General features: G+C 37.7%; 19 protein-coding genes and 1 pseudogene. 4 read left to right on the forward strand and 16 right to left on the reverse strand.

Annotated features, from left to right (window positions below):
* Positions 1 to 874: 874 nt before the first annotated feature.
* From OZ002_RS12400 to rpsP, 7 genes are all read right to left on the reverse strand, one after another.
* Positions 875 to 1,168, reverse strand: a complete 294-nt coding sequence (locus OZ002_RS12400) for a DUF2087 domain-containing protein (protein ID WP_002288970.1) — start codon at positions 1,166 to 1,168, stop codon at positions 875 to 877.
* A gap of 258 nt (positions 1,169 to 1,426) precedes the next feature.
* Complete coding sequence (gene rplS / locus OZ002_RS12405; protein WP_002337802.1) at positions 1,427 to 1,774, reverse strand: 50S ribosomal protein L19; 348 nt, start codon at positions 1,772 to 1,774, stop codon at positions 1,427 to 1,429.
* A gap of 135 nt (positions 1,775 to 1,909) precedes the next feature.
* Positions 1,910 to 2,671 carry a tRNA (guanosine(37)-N1)-methyltransferase TrmD gene (trmD, locus tag OZ002_RS12410; RefSeq protein WP_002293717.1) on the reverse strand — a complete coding sequence of 254 codons (762 nt, stop codon included), beginning with the start codon at positions 2,669 to 2,671 and terminating at the stop codon, positions 1,910 to 1,912.
* Positions 2,661 to 3,182, reverse strand: a complete 522-nt coding sequence (rimM, locus tag OZ002_RS12415; RefSeq protein ID WP_002337803.1) for a ribosome maturation factor RimM — start codon at positions 3,180 to 3,182, stop codon at positions 2,661 to 2,663. The genes trmD and rimM overlap by 11 nt, the downstream gene beginning before the upstream one ends.
* A gap of 169 nt (positions 3,183 to 3,351) precedes the next feature.
* Entirely contained in the window at positions 3,352 to 4,143 is a 792-nt protein-coding gene (locus OZ002_RS12420) for a hypothetical protein (RefSeq protein ID WP_002337804.1), read from the reverse strand.
* A gap of 124 nt (positions 4,144 to 4,267) precedes the next feature.
* Positions 4,268 to 4,519, reverse strand: coding sequence for a KH domain-containing protein (locus tag OZ002_RS12425; protein ID WP_002337805.1), 252 nt, complete (start codon positions 4,517 to 4,519; stop codon positions 4,268 to 4,270).
* An 11-nt stretch (positions 4,520 to 4,530) separates the two neighbouring features.
* Positions 4,531 to 4,806 carry a 30S ribosomal protein S16 gene (gene rpsP / locus OZ002_RS12430; protein ID WP_002290274.1) on the reverse strand — a complete coding sequence of 92 codons (276 nt, stop codon included), beginning with the start codon at positions 4,804 to 4,806 and terminating at the stop codon, positions 4,531 to 4,533.
* 252 nt (positions 4,807 to 5,058) lie between these two features.
* Here rpsP and OZ002_RS12435 point away from each other — a divergent pair, with 252 nt between their 5' ends.
* On the forward strand, positions 5,059 to 5,613 hold the full coding sequence (locus OZ002_RS12435) for an NADPH-dependent FMN reductase (protein ID WP_002293714.1): 555 nt from the start codon (positions 5,059 to 5,061) through the stop codon (positions 5,611 to 5,613).
* A 78-nt stretch (positions 5,614 to 5,691) separates the two neighbouring features.
* Here the strand turns inward: OZ002_RS12435 and OZ002_RS12440 are convergent, their stop codons facing one another.
* From OZ002_RS12440 to OZ002_RS12460, 5 genes are all read right to left on the reverse strand, one after another.
* Positions 5,692 to 6,213, reverse strand: a complete 522-nt coding sequence (locus OZ002_RS12440; RefSeq protein WP_002337806.1) for a dihydrofolate reductase family protein — start codon at positions 6,211 to 6,213, stop codon at positions 5,692 to 5,694.
* A gap of 3 nt (positions 6,214 to 6,216) precedes the next feature.
* Positions 6,217 to 6,795, reverse strand: a complete 579-nt coding sequence (locus OZ002_RS12445; RefSeq protein ID WP_002293710.1) for a DNA-3-methyladenine glycosylase I — start codon at positions 6,793 to 6,795, stop codon at positions 6,217 to 6,219.
* A 111-nt stretch (positions 6,796 to 6,906) separates the two neighbouring features.
* Positions 6,907 to 8,325 (reverse strand): signal recognition particle protein, encoded by a 1,419-nt coding sequence (ffh, locus tag OZ002_RS12450; RefSeq protein ID WP_002303400.1) that lies wholly within the window; start codon positions 8,323 to 8,325, stop codon positions 6,907 to 6,909.
* Between the two features lie 20 nt (positions 8,326 to 8,345).
* Entirely contained in the window at positions 8,346 to 8,684 is a 339-nt protein-coding gene (locus OZ002_RS12455) for a putative DNA-binding protein (protein ID WP_002293708.1), read from the reverse strand.
* The gene (locus OZ002_RS12460; protein ID WP_002297194.1) at positions 8,644 to 9,147 is read right to left on the reverse strand and encodes a DUF523 domain-containing protein; all 504 of its coding nucleotides are present in this window, start codon (positions 9,145 to 9,147) and stop codon (positions 8,644 to 8,646) included. The genes OZ002_RS12455 and OZ002_RS12460 overlap by 41 nt, the downstream gene beginning before the upstream one ends.
* 130 nt (positions 9,148 to 9,277) lie before the next feature.
* On the opposite strand from OZ002_RS12460, the gene OZ002_RS12465 reads away from it, so the two are divergent.
* On the forward strand, positions 9,278 to 9,982 hold the full coding sequence (locus tag OZ002_RS12465) for a response regulator transcription factor (RefSeq protein ID WP_002293705.1): 705 nt from the start codon (positions 9,278 to 9,280) through the stop codon (positions 9,980 to 9,982).
* Complete coding sequence (locus tag OZ002_RS12470; RefSeq protein ID WP_002303401.1) at positions 9,979 to 11,715, forward strand: ATP-binding protein; 1,737 nt, start codon at positions 9,979 to 9,981, stop codon at positions 11,713 to 11,715. The genes OZ002_RS12465 and OZ002_RS12470 overlap by 4 nt, the downstream gene beginning before the upstream one ends.
* Positions 11,716 to 11,817: 102 nt before the next feature.
* Here the strand turns inward: OZ002_RS12470 and OZ002_RS12475 are convergent, their stop codons facing one another.
* The 3 genes from OZ002_RS12475 to OZ002_RS12485 form a co-directional block, all read right to left on the reverse strand.
* Positions 11,818 to 14,289: a cation-translocating P-type ATPase gene (locus OZ002_RS12475; RefSeq protein ID WP_002303402.1), complete on the reverse strand. Its 2,472-nt coding sequence runs from the start codon at positions 14,287 to 14,289 to the stop codon at positions 11,818 to 11,820.
* A gap of 324 nt (positions 14,290 to 14,613) precedes the next feature.
* Complete coding sequence (locus OZ002_RS12480) at positions 14,614 to 15,504, reverse strand: phosphate ABC transporter substrate-binding protein PstS family protein (RefSeq protein ID WP_002289807.1); 891 nt, start codon at positions 15,502 to 15,504, stop codon at positions 14,614 to 14,616.
* A 196-nt stretch (positions 15,505 to 15,700) separates the two neighbouring features.
* Complete coding sequence (locus OZ002_RS12485) at positions 15,701 to 16,183, reverse strand: hypothetical protein (RefSeq protein WP_002302564.1); 483 nt, start codon at positions 16,181 to 16,183, stop codon at positions 15,701 to 15,703.
* A gap of 207 nt (positions 16,184 to 16,390) precedes the next feature.
* On the opposite strand from OZ002_RS12485, the gene OZ002_RS12490 reads away from it, so the two are divergent.
* Positions 16,391 to 16,756 (forward strand): hypothetical protein, encoded by a 366-nt coding sequence (locus OZ002_RS12490; protein WP_002289810.1) that lies wholly within the window; start codon positions 16,391 to 16,393, stop codon positions 16,754 to 16,756.
* A gap of 203 nt (positions 16,757 to 16,959) precedes the next feature.
* Here the strand turns inward: OZ002_RS12490 and OZ002_RS12495 are convergent.
* Positions 16,960 to 17,178 (reverse strand): annotated as a pseudogene (locus OZ002_RS12495) (hypothetical protein); the annotation flags it as partial.
* Positions 17,179 to 17,299 lie beyond the last annotated feature (121 nt).

Here is a 17,299-nt window from a genome sequence, read left to right on the forward strand (position 1 = left end):
CAGTGTAAAATGTACTTGGGTCATGTAACGTCCTCCTGGGTATGTTTTTGTGGTTAAAAACATTGTACCGTAAAAGGGCTGTTACATGGCCTTTTATCTTTTACACAATTATATGGACTTTATCCTTTTTTTCTCTTTTTATTCTAAGGTTATTTTAGTCTTGTCCTTTAATACAAAGATTTTATTTTTAAATAAAAAATACTCTTTTTTTACGATTATTGAAAAAAAAAGATAAAACTTGATTAATTGAAGTATTGCTTAAATTTGGAAGCTAGTAGGGAAGAATAAAAGAGTTAGGACGGGATTATCTACTATTTTTCTTTGTTTTAAATATTTGTTATCTTTGAACATAAAAGAGAAATGTGTCGACTGCAGTGTTGTGTCCCTCATCACGAATAAACGGTGTTCAATTAGCTGATCTTGTATTCACTTAAAAAATGGTAAAGTACGAGTTGCTATTCCCCATTTTCAATTTTCTAACGCTCTGGACAAAATACTGTTTTCACAACCTCATTGGAATAAAAGCATATATATTGTTTCAAGAACGAAATCTTGTTATCTTTTTAAAGGGCATCTGTCCAAAATCTAATTTTAGGAGGTACGTTTTGGTATTTATTCGTACAAATAAAAGAGAATTATCTTTATTCATGTAACGCATCCAATTGATTTTTTCATGTACGCTCCTGGAACGATTTTACTGACGATTGCTTATTTAACTGCGAATCGCTCATTAGCTTTTATCATAGCTATCCATATTTTGAATAACGTTCTTGGCTTTGTATTATAGATACAGATGACAAAAAAAGTTCAAGTATGCGGTGTAGAACCAATATCGCATACTTGAACTTTTTTCAATGAGTATAAATTAAAACTTCTAATTTTCAATTCCCATCATCTGATATGCCCGACCGTCTGAACTTCTTTTGAAAAAGCCAAATGTGATTAGATAACGTCTTTGTTCGACATAATCGCCACTAGAAAATACGTTCAGCAGTATCGAATTAACCTCTGTTTCTGTATAAGTCACTCCATGGTCAAAGCGTTTCAAGACTTCTTTCAATAGGATGTATTTCTTTTTTGTTGAACTTGGTACTTGTTTTACTTTTCCATCATTCATGAATGTGTCTAAAACTTTCATTTTTTCTTGCTCCGTATAAGTATAAACCATCTTCTTTCTCCTTTTGATTCTAAGAATACTCCATTTATGTTAGAATATTCTGGATTTTTTATTAAAGCGGTTACACTTAAGAAAGATATTATCATAGTGCTCTTTTTTTTACTACTACTTATAGGTAGATTTATTCTAATCCATTATTCTCCCCTACCAATAATTAAAGAAAAAAACTGGATCAGGGTGTTCAAATTACATGCTAAGAAAAAAGAACCCTTGAATACCAAGGGTTCTTTCTCAGTCTGATAACAATGATTAACGACGGATTTCTTTGATACGAGCAGCTTTTCCGTGTAATGCACGTAGGTAGTACAATTTTGCACGACGTACTTTACCGTAGCGAACTACTTCGATTTTTGCAACACGTGGTGTATGCAATGGGAATGTACGTTCAACGCCCACTCCGTTAGAAACTTTACGTACTGTATAAGTTTCGCTGATTCCAGCACCGCGGCGTTTGATAACAACACCTTCAAATAACTGGATACGTTCACGAGTACCTTCAACAACTTTTGCGTGAACACGCACAGTGTCACCAGGGCGGAACGCTGGGATGTCAGAACGTAATTGTTCTTTTGTTAATTCTTCGATTAATGAATTCATGGTTTTCTTCTCCTTATTCCAAATATTCTTATGAGCTTTTCTCACAGCGGAATATCGTAATAGTTAAGTGCTTTTGCACTCACCATAAAATACTAACATATTATCAACCTACTGTAAAGAAGATTTTAGAAAAAGTCACTTGGCTTCATCTGCTGTTTTTTCTTGTTCTTCTTTCTTGATTTCTTCTAAAAATTTCGTCATTTGAGGTGTCCATTCAAGTGTTTCCAAAAGATCAGGCCGACGTTGATAGGTCCTTCTTAGTGATTCTTTTAATTGCCATTCTTCAATCAATTTATGATTTCCATTTGTTAATACTTCTGGTACTTTCATCCCTTTATATTCTGCCGGGCGAGTATATTGGGGATGTTCCAATAAACCGGTTGAATAAGAATCCGTTTGAGCTGAAGTCTGATTCCCTAACACATCTGGCAAAAGCCGAACTGTTGCATCGATCATGACCATCGCACCTAATTCTCCCCCAGTAAGGACATAATCTCCTAAGGAAACTTCATCTGTCACTAATGTGCGGATACGTTCATCATATCCCTCATAATGACCACAAATGAATACTAAGTGTTCTTCTTGTGAAAATTCTTCTGCCATTTTCTGATCGAATCGTTTACCAGCTGGGTCAAGAAGAATTACTCTTTTTTTGACATCCGGTGCAGCTTTTTCAATGGCTTGGATGTTATCATAGATGGGCTGGACTTTGAGCAGCATGCCTGCTCCACCGCCGTATGGATAATCATCTACTGTCTGATGTTTGTTATCTGAATAATCGCGGAAGTTAGAGATATTGATATCTAATAATCCTTTATCTACAGCCTTACCGATGATGGATTCCCCCATAGGACCTTCAAACATTCTTGGAAATAAAGTCAATACATCAATCTTCATCGTCAATCAGTCCTTCTGGAATTTCTACACGGACCACTCCAGCTTCTAAATCGACTTCTTTGACGACAGAAGCGATATATGGAAGCAATATATCAGCTTTTTTCGGACGTTGAACGACCCAAACATCATTGGCACCTGGTGACAAGATTTCTTTTATTTTACCTAACTCAGTTCCATCTTCTAATACATGCAGACCGATGATCTCATGGTAATAGAATTCATTTTCAGCTAGATCTACAGAGTTGTCTTTTGACACTTTTAATATGCCATCCCGATATTTTTCCACATCATTGATAGAAGGATGTCCTTCAAAACTCAATAAGTCAAAATTTTTATGTTTGCGATGACTTTTGACTGTTAATTCCACAGGTGCTTTTCCGTCTTGGAATAGTGTTAGCACCGTTCCTTTTTTGTAACGTTCTTCTGGGAAATCCGTTGTTGAGATAACACGGACTTCGCCTTTGATACCTTGTGTGTTTACGATTTTTCCTACATTCAAGTATTCAGTCAACTTATATCCCCATTTCTTTTTTGTCTGTTTTATTTTAGCATGTGTGAAGAGGCAATTCTAGTTTTCTTTTAAGGTATTAAGCCAAAATTATGCAAAAATGCGGCGTGCTATTTTTGATTACTTCCTGTGACTTGGAGTTAAATGATGGGCTCAGATCAGCGCGCTGATTTCACAACCTCTTCATAGAAACTGCCATCTTCAACGCAGACATAGGATCTTGATGAGTGATCGTATAGGCATTTTTCGGTTCTTGCCAGCTTACTTCTACGGCTCGATTCGTCGTATCACCCATATCAACAGTAATTTTACCAAATTGTTCAGGTGCTGGTAGACTGTTTTCTTCCAAATAAGCTACGATTTCTTTAGCTAATAGTAAGGGATCTTGGCCTTCTATATTATTCCCACGGATTCGAATACGCCAGTTTCCTTCTTGCCATTCAAGAAAACTTGAACCTGCTGCACCTTGCTGATACCCTGTGATTCGAGAACCTAAGTCCACTTGCTGACCCTTTGTGTCGATCTCAAAGGGCTGCAAAACTTGGATTGTTTCTTGACTAGAAGCAAACCCATATTGATATAGATAGGTTGCAATAGGCGTTTCTTGATTCAATTCGTCAGCATTCAACCCGAGGGGACGATCTGTTCTGTAATATAAAATAGAATAACCTTGCTTTGTATGTGTCGCTGCGATATTGAGATAGCCTGAAGAGACTGGTACATCTAGAGGCATGGGAACATTTGGCTGTTGTTCTTTCAACTGGTCTAAAGCAGTCTTTTTCTCATTATTTGAGGTAGCCATTGTTTGTTCAGTGGTGGAAGCCGTTTTGGTACTACTTTTTTCTGGACTGGTAACAGTTTCAGATATACTGCTTGATAGATGTGTATTGTCTGATTCTTGAGTAACCGAACTACAAGCGCTTAACAATAGAGCAAATGGAATAAATAACATTTTCTTTCTCATTGGCTGTTCACTCCCTCCTCCTATAAGGATACGCTTTCTTGCTTGTTTTGCCAAATAATTATTTCTTCAATTAATAAAAAAAACAAAAAAGCTGCACTCGAAAATTCGAGTACAGCACGTTTATTTACTTTTCCTTATCATCGATGATATTCAAACGCACTTTTTTCGGTGCATTGATCCGAACACCGTAAATGATTGTGCGGATTGCTTTAGCAACACGCCCTTGTTTTCCAATGATACGGCCAATATCTTCAGGAGCCACTGTTAGATTGTACTCGTAAAAGTCTTTCGACTCTACGACGTCTAACTTGACTTGATCAGGATAAGTGACTAGCGGACGAACGATTGTTAAGACTAAGTCGCTTAAATCTTTCATATCCGGTCACCTTATTTCTTTGAGAATTTAGCTTCGTGGTGTTTTTGCATAACGCCTTCTTTTGAAAGGATGTTACGTACAGTGTCAGAAGGTTGTGCACCTTTTGATAACCAGTCAAGAACTAAGTCTTCTTTTAAAACTACTTCTGCAGGGTCTTTCAAAGGATTGTAAGTACCTACAGTTTCGATGAAACGTCCATCACGAGGAGAACGTGAATCAGCTACGACGATACGGTAAAACGGACTCTTTTTAGAACCCATACGTTTTAAACGGATTTTAACTGCCATTATTTATTTCCACCTCCATTGTTTTATTCACAAGATGTAGTGTAACAGTTTTTTTTTACCCTGTAAAGCTTTTTTTCTTTACAGCTTGATTAAATTCGATTTTTTTTAGGAAATAGAAGATTTTAGACTTCTTTTTTGTTAAAAATAAGTAATCTATCTTCTATGTAGCTTTTGTCAGTAAGTGTTTTTATTTGCTCCAGTTACTTATTTTTTGTAAGATTATTATAGATAGTTTGAAGGAGGAAAAATCGTATGACAAAAAAAATTGGATTTTTTATTGGTAGTTTAAGAAAAGATTCTTACAACAAAAAAGTAGCAGAAGCTTTTGCGAAATTGCTTCCTGAAGGGTACGAAAGTGTATTTGTAAAAATCGATGATCTGCCATTTTACAATGAGGATCTCGAAACTCCAGAACAGGCTCCTGCTGAATGGACTCGTTTTCGTGAGGAAGTGAGGGGACTAGACGGTGTCGTTTTCGTTACTCCTGAATACAACCGTTCTGTGCCAGCAGTATTGAAAAATGCTTTAGATGTAGGCTCAAGACCTTATGGACACAGTGTTTGGGATCATAAACCAGGTTTAGTCGTTACTGCATCACCAGGTGGGATCGGCGGCTTTGGCGCAAACCACCATCTACGCCAATCACTTGTCTTTTTGAATGTGCCAACCTTGCAGCAACCGGAAGCATATATCGGAAACGTTGCGAATCTAATTGATGAAAATGGTAATATCGTTGAAGGAACATTAAGTTTCTTCCAAACGATTTTAGATGCGTATCTAGATTTTTCTAACAAATTAACAGAGTAAAAAGCATAACGGTAATAAAAAAGGCAACTATGTACAGGACATTTCTGCATATAGTTGCCTTTTTTATTTTATTTACTTCTACTTTCGTACATAATGCAATTCGATAAATTCACCGAATCGTGTCGTGTCTAGCATTTCAAAACGCGCTTCATATGTTCCTTTTTGGAATAAAGGAATCCCGTCCCCTAATAATACAGGGGTAATCTGGATATACCATTCATCAATCATTTGATGTTCCAATAGCGGTTTGATCAATCGACCGCCACCCACAACCCAGATATCTTTTCCTTCTGTCATTTGTAGATTTTTTAGAAAAGCAACAGGATCTTCGTTTACGACCTCAGCATCTGGCAATTGTAATTGTGCGTGGGTGGAAAAAACGAAATTCTTTTTCTCTGGATAAATTGCTTCGGTCTCCAAATGTTTTTTTGCTTCCTGATAAGTTTTTCTGCCCATGATGGTCGTATCGATTGTTTCATAAAAAGCTTCATAAGTGGTTTGCTTACCTGTTGGAGTGTCAAAAAGCCATTGAAGATCATCCGTTTTCGTTGCCAAATAGCCATCTAAACTTATAGCACCATAAAATATGATTTTTCGCATGCTTTATTCGCCCTTTCTGCCGATACGTACGACCTCTTCTTTGCGGAAACAACTGTCAAGGTGATCATTGATGATCCCGACAGCTTCTAAAAAAGCATAGATTGTTGTGCTTCCGATAAATTTAAATCCTCTTTTCTTTAGATCTTTTGCTAATTCATCTGAAAGAGGACTTGTTGTTGGGACTTCTTCTTGTGAATGATAAGAAGAATCAACGATTTTTCCATTAGAAAACGACCAAAGATACTCTGAAAAACTGCCGATTTCTTCTTGAATTTTCAAGACTGCTTTGGCGTTTTGGACGGCTGCTTCGATTTTTCTTCGGTTACGAATAATTCCTTTGTTTTCCATTAGTTCACTGATTTTTGTTTCTCCATAATTTGCGACTTTTTTGATATCGAATCGATCATATGCTTCATCGAATGCTTCACTTTTATTTAAAATCGTCTGCCAGCTCAATCCGGCTTGATTAATATCAAGCATCAATTTTCGGAACAGCTTTTGGTCATCATATTCAGGAACACCCCAGACAGTATCATGATATTGCCGCATACTTTCTGTTTGTTCACTCCACGGACATCTCATCTGTGCCACCACTTCGTTTAGAGTAATTGTATTAGTAAAGAATAAAAATTGCTGATAGAAAAGCTCCGGCAGTAGACATTTTCAGTCTGTACCGAAGCTGTTTTTTTCATCTTATTTCCGTTTTTTCTTTTTCTTCTTATTTTTCTTGATCATTCGATTCATCGCCATTTTGCCTAGTTTTCCTTTGACGCCTGAACCAAACATTTGGTCCATACCTGGGATGTTCATATCCCCTTTGGACATTTGCTGCATCATTTTTCTTGATTCCTTGAATTGTTTGATCATTCGATTCACTTCAACAACACTGTTTCCAGAACCGGCAGCAATTCGGCGACGACGGCTTGGGTTCAACAGATCAGGATTTGCTCTTTCTGCTGGCGTCATAGAATAAACCATCGCTTTTTTGCGTTCAACATCTTTTGGATCTACCTTGACGTTTTCGATTCCAGGGACTTGATTCATTCCTGGGATCATTTTGATTAGATCTTCCAGTGGGCCCATACCCATCACTTGATCAAGCTGTTCAATAAAGTCATTGAAATCGAATGAATTTTCCCGCATTTTCTGTGCAAGTTCTTCCGCTTTTTTCTCGTCATAGTCTTGCTGCGCTTTTTCAATCAATGTCAGCATATCCCCCATACCAAGGATACGGCTAGCCATACGATCTGGGTGGAATACTTCTAAGTCAGTCAATTTTTCACCAGAACCGATGAATTTGATTGGTGCGCCTGTCACTGAGCGGATCGATAGTGCTGCCCCGCCTCGAGTATCCCCATCAAGTTTAGTGATGACGACCCCTGTAATACCTAATTGCTGGTTGAAGCTATCAGCTACGTTGACGGCATCTTGACCAGTCATGGCATCGACAACAAGCAAAATCTCATTTGGTTGCGTCAATTCTTTGATTTGTTTCAACTCATCCATCAATGTTTCATCGATATGCAGACGTCCTGCCGTATCGATCAATACATAGTCGTTTTTCTTTTCTTTTGCTAACTCCATCCCTTGACGGACGATCTCTACCGGGCTGACTTCAGTTCCCATATCAAATACAGGAACGTCTAGCTGTTGACCTAATACTTTCAATTGGTCGATCGCAGCTGGTCGATATACGTCCCCTGCGATTAGGAGCGGACGAGCATTTTCATTTTTCTTTAAATAATTGGCTAATTTACCAGTAAAGGTCGTTTTACCTGCCCCTTGAAGACCAGCCATCATGATAACAGTTGGTATTTTTGGTGATTTATTTAACTCTGCTGTTTCAGAACCAAGTGTGATCGTCAATTCTTCATCAACGATTTTTACGATTTGTTGTGCAGGTGATAAACTTTCCAGCACTTCTGCCCCTACCGCACGTTCGCGTACGCGCTTAGTAAAATTTTTGACTACTTGCAAGTTAACATCGGCTTCTAGTAAGGCAAGGCGGATTTCCCGCATCATTTCTTTTACGTCAGCTTCTGATACTTTTCCTTTTTTTCTTATTTTTCCCATCGCCTGCTGGAGACGTTCAGTTAAGCTTTCAAATGCCATATTTTCTTCATTCCTTTTATTTATTCTTCGATTGCTTGAATTTGCTGTACATATTCAAGTAGTTTTTTATCTTCCGGGTACTTATCTGTAATATATGCAGTCATATTTTCCAATACCTGTTCTCGAACAATATAATTAGAAAAAAGATGGAGTTTTTTTTCATAATCCTCCAAGATCTTGCTTGTCCGCTTGATATTGTCATATACTGCTTGTCGGCTTACTTCGTATTCTTCCGCGATCTCACCTAATGAAAAATCATCTGCATAATATAATTCCATGTAGTTCATTTGTTTTTCTGTCAATAAGGTCGAATAAAATTCAAAGAGCGCGTTCATTCGATTGGTCTTTTCGATTTCCATTCTGCTCACCTCTAGTTTTCAGCCATTCTTCATCAGAGAGCACAGTCATTTTTTGCTGAATAAAATAAGCAGTAGCCACTCCGGCACCATTTTTTTTTATTCCGGAAAAACTCCCGTCATAAATCGAATGGGTTCCGCATGAAGGGCTTTTTTCCTTCATGATGACTAGATCAATGTGTTTTTCCTGCAATTTTTGATAGGCTTTGATCGCGCCATTTTTGTACGCTTCCGTTACATCTTCGCCGCTTGTCGTCCATACTTTTGCTTGATCTTTCCACACATCGAATCCATTTCCACCAATGATTTCAGCGGGATCTCTAGGAATTGGTAATCCGCCGATCACTTCTGGACAGACCATGACAGCTTCTCCAGTTTCAACTAGTTCCATCAATTCTGGTACTTCTTTTTTCTGTCCATCATAGCGACAGGCCAGACCGCCTAAACATGCACTGATTCCAATCATTGACTGCTCTTCCTTTCTATTCAGCAAAGTGCCTTCCTATTATACCATTTATTTCTTTTGTAAAATAGCCCTTTGTACTGATTCTATGCTAAAATATAAACAGAATGAAACCTATTTAAAGGAGATTTGAATGAAAAAAATACTAGTTGTTGATGATGAACCTTCTATTGTAACGCTCTTGACGTTCAATTTGGAAAAAGAAGGCTACAAGGTAACCAGTGCCACAGATGGAGGCGAAGGATTAGAATTAGCATTAGAACAATCATTTGATTTCATCATTTTAGATGTGATGCTTCCAACGATGGATGGCATGGAGATCACTCAGCGGCTGCGTCAAGAAAAAAATGAAACACCGATTTTGATGCTGACGGCTAAAGATGACCAAGTGGATCGGATCATTGGCCTAGAAATAGGTGCTGACGACTATTTGACCAAACCATTTAGTCCTCGCGAAGTATTAGCCCGTATGAAAGCAATATTCAGACGGATTGAACCTCGTAAGCAATCAAAAGATGAAGCTGAGCCTGAATATCTATCGATTGGACAAATCACTGCTGATTTGACCAATTATCAAGTGACCGTAGACGACCATCTGATTGAACTAACACCGAAAGAATTTGAATTACTTGTTTATTTCATGAAACGAAAAGACCGTGTGATCGACCGAGACACATTGCTAGACCGCATTTGGAATTTTGACTTCGCAGGACAAAGCCGAATCGTAGATGTACACGTTAGTCATTTGCGAGAAAAAATCGAGCGAGATCCAAAACATCCAAAGTACTTGGTGACTATTAGAGGATTTGGCTATAAGTTTCAGGAACCAAAACGATGAAATGGAAAAAAATTTATGAACGTCTCTTCTTTCTTATTCTTTTAGTTAGTTTGTTTTTTGGTGGCTGGCAATTGATTTCCCATTATTTTCAACAGCAGATCGTGGAACAGCAAGAAAGCTACCTGACAAAAAAAGTACAACTGCTGATCTGGCAATTAGATGTCGAAAACCTCCAAGCAGCGCAAAACAAAACTGCTTTGGAAGAATTCGTCCATCAGTCGAACGAACGGATTACTTTAATGGATGCTACTGGAAAGATCTTATTTGACACAAACAATGAAACATTGAATGAACAGCGAAACTCCCGTCCCGAAATCAAAGCCGTATTGAATGGTGGGAACCTAGGTAGCGCTTTGCGCAAAAGTACTACTTTGAATGAGGATCTTTTATATGTCGCATTACCAGTCAAAAAAAGTGGCCAGTTAGAAGCCATTTTACGTATCGCAGAACCGACAAGCGGTTTTTTACCGAGAACTGAGAGTTTTCGCCGTTGGGTCTTTTTCTTCTTTCTGTCTTTCTTCCTTGTTCTTGCAGGAATGATCTATTATCTGATCTATCAAAAAAACCAGCCATTGAAAACCGTGCTGCCCGTACTAAAAAAAATGGTGCAAAATCCTAATCAGGCGGAAGTAATCATGCAAACACCCGATCAATGGGAAGAATTGTATCAGACGATCAATGCGTTGAGCGAACAAATGAGTAAGATGTATCGGGCGTATACTACCACAGAAGAGCAATTATATACGTTACTGAACGAACTGATGATTGGCGTATTCCTGATTGATGATGCTGATTCTCGTTTACTACTGCTTAATCCAAAGATGCAGCTACATTTAAACGTGGTAAGCTATCAACCTGAACAGCGGTACACAGAAGTCATTCAAGAGCCAAAACTCATTCAGCTGATTCATCAAGTGACTCCTGAGCATCCGCTGATCCATCAGGAGATCACCCTTACAGAAGGTCGGCAGACATTAGACTTGAGTTTGCGCTACTTTACTAATTCAGAAGGTACCGGACAGATTCTAGGGGTGGCGTATGACTTAACGAAAGTGCGACGTTTAGAAAAGCTACAAAAGGATTTCGTTGGCAACGTCTCTCACGAATTAAAAACTCCTGTGACTTCACTGATTGGTTTTACCGAGACTTTACTGGATGGTGCAAAAGATGACCCGCAAACTCTGACTTCTTTTCTTGAGATCATGCAAAAAGATGCGATCCGGTTAGATAAACTGATTCGGGAAATCATCCAGCTGTCAAAAGATGGCGAGAATTCTTACGAGATCCAGACAATTTATACAGAACCTTATTTCCAGCAAATCGTTCAAAATTATCAGCCAATCATCGAAAAGAAACGGTTGACGATTCGATTGATTGGAAAGAACGAACCATTTACTACTAAAACAGATATCCTTTATCCAATTATCAAAAATCTGATTGAAAATGCTGTCCAATATTCAAAAAGCGACAGCGAGATTATTATCCGCTATCAGGCAACAGATGATCTATCGTTTTCTGTCCAAGACTTTGGTATAGGTATCGACATTGAGGATCAGGAACGGATCTTTGAGCGTTTTTACCGCGTAGACAAGGCGCGAAGCCGACATTCAGGCGGGACCGGATTAGGGTTAGCGATTGTAAAAGACTACGTGCAACTCCTTCATGGTACGATTACTGTAGACAGTCATCTTGGAACAGGTTCGACTTTCACCGTTACCATTCCGAAAATGTAAAAAAGAGCAACTGCTCGTGCGTTTTAAAGTTGGATGACTCATCCTGCTTCGAAAGATACACGAGTGGTTGTTCTTTTTTACTCTTTTTTGAGATACTTTTCGTCAATTTTCTCGTTTAAATATCGATAGAAATTTTTTAACTACGCGACTAAACGGCTTTTGCTCTTTTTCATTTTTACGTTCAAACAAATATTCTACCAATGTGGTCAAATGCCTAAAAATCGAATCTGCCGAGAAAAATAGAATGCTCAACAGCAAAAGTGATACAGCTGAGATACCGGTGATTGAAAACAGCTTATGCAAAAAGATGACCGAAAAAAAGTTACCGCTAGCACAGAAAAGAATGATCTGACTTCTGAATTTATTCAGCGGTGAACAGATTTTATAGAGAACGAGGAACCCTACTGCAATCAAAAGCATGGTAGATGCTGTAGAAACATCTGTTTTATTTAGATTCAAAGTCACCCCGCAGATCACCAACGCACCGACTACGATCATATCTGTTAGTCCACCTGGCACAGCTTTTTCCATCACATTCATGATGAATTTCCCTCTGATTCGCTTTTTGTTTTCTTCTAGAGCAAGCAAGAAAGATGGAAGTCCGATAGTAAACAAACTAATCAATGTGATTTGTGATGGTTCTAAAGGATAGGTCAGAGCAAAGATCACTGAAAACAGTGAGAGCAAAAAGGAGAAAATATTCTTCACTAAAAACAAGCTGGCTGATCGCTCAATATTGTTCACAACGCGCCGTCCTTCTGCAACAACTTCTGGCATGCGTGAAAAGTCAGAATCAAGTAAGACCACTTGTGAGGCCTGCATGGCGGCTTCATTTCCGGAAGCCATCGCTATACTGCAGTCTGCTTCTTTCATGGCTAGAATATCATTCACGCCATCACCTGTCATAGCTACTGTATTGTTACGCTTTAGCAATTGAACGAAGATTTTCTTTTGTTCTGGCTTGACGCGTCCAAAAACTGTATATTTTTCGACAGCTGCTTCATATTCTTCTTCTGATAATTTAGATGCATCAACGTACTGATCAGCATGTGAAATCCCTGCTTGGACAGCTACATTGGATACGGTGAGCGGATTATCTCCAGAAATCACTTTGATGGCTACTTGCTGTTTTTTGAAGTAATCAAATGTGGCTCTTGCTTCTTTTCTGATAGGATTAGCAATCAGAATATAGCCTAATGGTGTGACTGCTTCTGTCAATACTGGTTCTTCAAGAATCCCATCGTACACACCAAAGACCAACACGCGATAGCCTTTTTCAGCGAAAGAAACAAACTCTTCCGCATATTCCGGCAATTGATCGCGCAAAACCATTTCGGGCGCTCCTAAAACATACACCTTGTCTGCCAACGCTACACTGCTGAATTTTTGGACAGAAGAAAAAGGAATAACATGGTGATAGGATTGATCAGTGGTTTTTGTAAAATATGCTTTAACAGCTTCCATTGTTGCATTGTCTCCTGCCATCGCTTTTGCATAGTCAGCAATGCATGTTTCCAATTGATCTGACTGACTGATTATTTCTTGTTTTTTAGAGACGATCACTTTTTGAACAGACATTTTATTTTCTGTGATCGTTCCTGTTTTATCTACACAAAGGACATTTACCCTTGCCAATGTCTCAATGCTTTTCATATTGTGTAAAAGAACTCTTTGCTTTGCTAGTTTAGTCGCACTTAATGCTAATGCAATCGTCGTCAGCAAGTACAGTCCTTCAGGTATCATACCGATCAATGCTGCTTCCATTGCAACGACACTTTCTTTGATCGTGTTTCCATTAAAAAAGTAACTTTGAGAAAAAAGCAGGATACCGATAGGAATAATGATGATCCCAATCCATTTGATCAATTGATTAAGAGAAGCAATCATCTCCGACTGTTCTCCTTCTCCCATTGTCTTGGCTTTGACTGTCAGCTGGGAAATATACGAATCTGCTCCAACTTTGTCTAATCGGGCGTAAGCTTTTCCGGAAACAATGAAACTGCCGGACATTAATGGATCGCCTATTTCTTTGGTTATTTCATCTGCTTCGCCTGTCAATAAAGCCTCATTAACTTGCAGTTTCCCTTCCACGACCTCTGCATCTGCTGGAATTTGATGTCCAGTCTCTAAAATAACAATGTCATCTATTACAAGGTCTTCTATATCTATTGTTTGTTCTATCCCGTCTCGTATGACATTGACTTTTGCTGTATTTAAAACATTTAGTTCGTCCAAGATCTTTTTGGATCGAATTTCCTGAAAAATGGCGATTCCTGTATTGGCTATGATAACTGGTAAAAAAGTCAAGTTCTTATAGGATTCTACTAAACAAAGCAAAATGGCTAAGATAAGAAAGATCAAATTGAAATACGTAAATATGTTTTCCAATACGATTTGCTGATTTGTTTTGAATGTGGGATCGACTGAATTATTTGCTGCACCTTTTTCTATTCGTTCCTTGACTTGATCTGCCGTTAATCCTTCTTTATACGATGGAAAAAGACGGATGACTTTATCTGATGATCTTTGTGTTACTTTCTTTTTTTTACTTCGATTTATCCATTTATTCTTCATGTGGCTACCTCGATTGATTTCGTTTTCTGGATATTTCCAAACTTCTCCTATCCAGTATAGAACAGATATGGAAAGTGTTCCTCACATTAAGCTTGCAAACACCTTTCATTCCTGTCATATAGCAAAAAAAAGCTACGACAGTTCTATGTCGTAGCTCTTTTTTTCGAATAAACGGTGTTCAATCAGCTGACCCTCGGTATTAGCTCAAAAAACGGCAAAATATGAGGAACTATTTTTCACAATTAAAGGAAAAATGTATATGTGGGGAAACATAGTTGATTTTTCCTTAATAGTAACGACTACCGTGGCATGTTTATCTGCTAGTTATTTGATATTTCCTTCGTGATCACGTTCTACTTCCATCATTGTGATTGGTAAATAGCCCAATTCTTTGACAGGTCCTTCTTGGATTTCTTCTGTCATCATGTAGTCTAAGAATTTTTGGACTTCAGGGGAAGGTTTTCCGTTCGTGTACATATGTTCATATGACCAGATTCCCCAGCTGTTATCTGCTACATTCTCTTCTTTTGGTTCTACACCGTCGATACTTAGTGCTTGTGTGGAATCATCGAGATATGAGAAAGCTAAATAGCTGATTGCTCCTGGTGTTTGACTTACCAGCTGCCGAACTGTTCCTGATGAATCTTGTTCTTGGGACTGCACAGGGGTAGCACCATCCAGTCCCCATTTTTCGAATGTCGCGCGGGTACCGCTGCCGTTTGCACGGTTCACGACGTTGATTTTTTGATCTTTCCCGCCAACTTCCTTCCAGTTAGTGATTTTTCCTGTAAAGATATCAATCAATTCCTGTTTGGTGATATCTTTGACATCTGTATCTTTATTGACGATTGGTGCCATCCCGACCACTGCTACTTTATGATCCACTAATTTTGAAGCATCAACTCCGTCTCTTTCTTCTGCAAATACATCAGAGTTTCCGATAGTAACTGCTCCAGCTTCGACTTGGCTCAAACCAGTTCCGCTTCCTCCTCCTTGTACAGAGATTTGATAATTTGGATTTTCTTGTACAAAGCTTTCTTGTGCTGCATCGACTAACGGCTGTAATGCTGTCGAACCTACCGCAACGATTTTTACTTGTTCATTTGAGTCACTTGAATTATTTTGTGTGGCAGAGCCATCTGTATTTCCTGATCCTGAGCCGCATCCGGCTAAAAGAATTCCCATCATACCTAGAGTAAACAATACTTTTTTCATTTTATTGCTCCTTTCTTATTTACAACTAAAGTTTATCAGTCGACTGTAAATCCCTCGTATGGTTGCTGTAAAAATATAGTTAAGTTATGTAAAAATCATGTAAACGTTTTTCGCATTCTTTACATAATAATAAAAAAAGCATATGAGAAACATGCATTTTACGCAGCTCATATGCTTTTTTACTGATGATCCACCATCAATAGTTATTTTTTATAGATACAGATCGTTCACTTTTTATCCTGATTTCTGTCCAGAAGTAAAAAAATGTTGCAAGAATAAATGAGGCAATTACTAAATAGAACCATGGTTTGATCGTCAAGAAATACATGGAGGAATAAGCTGAATCCTTCAATCCACTCTCGCTCAAACCATTAGGGCCGATAATCAAGCGAGGCAGCAAAGAAAACATAGATGTAAATACTAATAAGCAAGAAAAGTAAAGCAGCTGCCAATTGTAGTGATTGATCAGAGATTTTGGTAATAAGAGACCTACACTTATCACTAAATAGAAAACAATCAAAGCTGGAAAATTCCTAGAAACCACAAATCCGCTTCCTTGGATCAGGCCTAATATCTCCGCACCTTGTACAACAGCATTTACCCATGTAAAAGGTAGCAAAACGATAGGAAAAAACCAAAAAAATAAATAAAGCCGATCGATTACTGTTTTTCTTCTCATTAACGTTCCCCCAAACTACTTTTTCTCTCATCATACTATACAATTTTCTATCTAAAAAAATTAGGGGGAAAAACTTTTTTTTTAGAGATAATGGCATGAGAGTTTATTCATTTAATCTAGAAATAATGAAAAAGTAATTGATTATTGCAGGATTCAATTTACAATAAAACTAACAAAATAATAACACTTGTTAGGTGGTGATGAAAGATGATAAAAACTTGCTGGAAAAACCTTCCGTTGCTTTTATCTTTTGTTCCTTATGTGCATTTCGCCTTACTGCTTGATTTTCGTTATCATTCCGTAAGCGGGTTCATCACATTGATATTTTTATCTCTTTTTGCTGGATATTATTTTCAAAGGAACAGGCGTATTATATCTCTATTCATTGCCAATATTATATCTACTGTCACTTCCTATTTATTTTGCGCCAATTTTACTGAATGGCGTTACTTCTATCATCCTTTAAAACCGACCCAGCTGATCTTGCTTCTTGCAGGTATTTACTTAGTTCCACAAATCCTTGGGTCGTTATGGGCGGTAGCCTTATCTTATAAAAAAGCTCGGCATCCATAAAAACAAACCATATATGTACAAAGAGAAGCTACTTTCTTCTTTTTATACATATATGTTTTTCTTATATCATGTATACATTTATTACTTTTTTTCTCTTTTATACTCTTAAAAAATGCTGAAATATCAGCATTTTATCTATCTCCTGCTTTTTCTATCTTTTCTGATTTTTAATATCACTATCACCAAAACTATCACTAGTTTTTCTATTTTTTACTTCTTTTCTTCTCTCCAAACACTAAAAACAGTTGTGTAATAATTGCAGCAATAATGATTCCAATAATAGATATTGAATTTGAGGTGGAAACATCTATAATATTCAAAGAATAAAGTGTTGAAGAAAGTAAACTAATTAAAACAATTCCTCCATAAAAAATAGTTTGTGAGTATACCCAATTTTTTTTAGAAGACAGACTTCGTTTAGTCAAGTCCATAATCCTGTGTAAAATACTATACAATGTTTTACCGGTCTCTCATTGATCAAACTTAATATATTTTCTTGTAGAACTGAGCCATTCGTCATGAAGGTCCATAAGGACAGCTCCA

It is taken from the genome of Enterococcus sp. E4-150 (assembly GCF_035726465.1).
Taxonomy (GTDB): Bacteria; Bacillota; Bacilli; order Lactobacillales; family Enterococcaceae; genus Enterococcus_B; species Enterococcus_B faecium.

Excerpts from the sequence above, each read along its gene's own strand:
- OZ002_RS12470 (WP_002303401.1), top strand. The coding sequence starts at position 9,979 with ATGAAATGGAAAAAAATTTATGAACGTCTCTTCTTTCTTATTCTTTTA.
- trmD (WP_002293717.1), bottom strand. The coding sequence starts at position 2,671 with ATGAAGATTGATGTATTGACTTTATTTCCAAGAATGTTTGAAGGTCCT.
- OZ002_RS12425 (WP_002337805.1), bottom strand. The coding sequence starts at position 4,519 with ATGAAAGATTTAAGCGACTTAGTCTTAACAATCGTTCGTCCGCTAGTC.
- ffh (WP_002303400.1), bottom strand. The coding sequence starts at position 8,325 with ATGGCATTTGAAAGCTTAACTGAACGTCTCCAGCAGGCGATGGGAAAA.
- OZ002_RS12480 (WP_002289807.1), bottom strand. The coding sequence starts at position 15,504 with ATGAAAAAAGTATTGTTTACTCTAGGTATGATGGGAATTCTTTTAGCC.
- OZ002_RS12420 (WP_002337804.1), bottom strand. The coding sequence starts at position 4,143 with ATGAGAAAGAAAATGTTATTTATTCCATTTGCTCTATTGTTAAGCGCT.
- OZ002_RS12475 (WP_002303402.1), bottom strand. The coding sequence starts at position 14,289 with ATGAAGAATAAATGGATAAATCGAAGTAAAAAAAAGAAAGTAACACAA.
- OZ002_RS12440 (WP_002337806.1), bottom strand. The coding sequence starts at position 6,213 with ATGCGAAAAATCATATTTTATGGTGCTATAAGTTTAGATGGCTATTTG.
- OZ002_RS12490 (WP_002289810.1), top strand. The coding sequence starts at position 16,391 with ATGATAAAAACTTGCTGGAAAAACCTTCCGTTGCTTTTATCTTTTGTT.
- OZ002_RS12445 (WP_002293710.1), bottom strand. The coding sequence starts at position 6,795 with ATGAGATGTCCGTGGAGTGAACAAACAGAAAGTATGCGGCAATATCAT.
- OZ002_RS12460 (WP_002297194.1), bottom strand. The coding sequence starts at position 9,147 with ATGATTGGAATCAGTGCATGTTTAGGCGGTCTGGCCTGTCGCTATGAT.
- OZ002_RS12455 (WP_002293708.1), bottom strand. The coding sequence starts at position 8,684 with ATGGAAATCGAAAAGACCAATCGAATGAACGCGCTCTTTGAATTTTAT.
- OZ002_RS12400 (WP_002288970.1), bottom strand. The coding sequence starts at position 1,168 with ATGGTTTATACTTATACGGAGCAAGAAAAAATGAAAGTTTTAGACACA.
- rpsP (WP_002290274.1), bottom strand. The coding sequence starts at position 4,806 with ATGGCAGTTAAAATCCGTTTAAAACGTATGGGTTCTAAAAAGAGTCCG.
- OZ002_RS12435 (WP_002293714.1), top strand. The coding sequence starts at position 5,059 with ATGACAAAAAAAATTGGATTTTTTATTGGTAGTTTAAGAAAAGATTCT.
- OZ002_RS12465 (WP_002293705.1), top strand. The coding sequence starts at position 9,278 with ATGAAAAAAATACTAGTTGTTGATGATGAACCTTCTATTGTAACGCTC.
- OZ002_RS12485 (WP_002302564.1), bottom strand. The coding sequence starts at position 16,183 with ATGAGAAGAAAAACAGTAATCGATCGGCTTTATTTATTTTTTTGGTTT.
- rplS (WP_002337802.1), bottom strand. The coding sequence starts at position 1,774 with ATGAATTCATTAATCGAAGAATTAACAAAAGAACAATTACGTTCTGAC.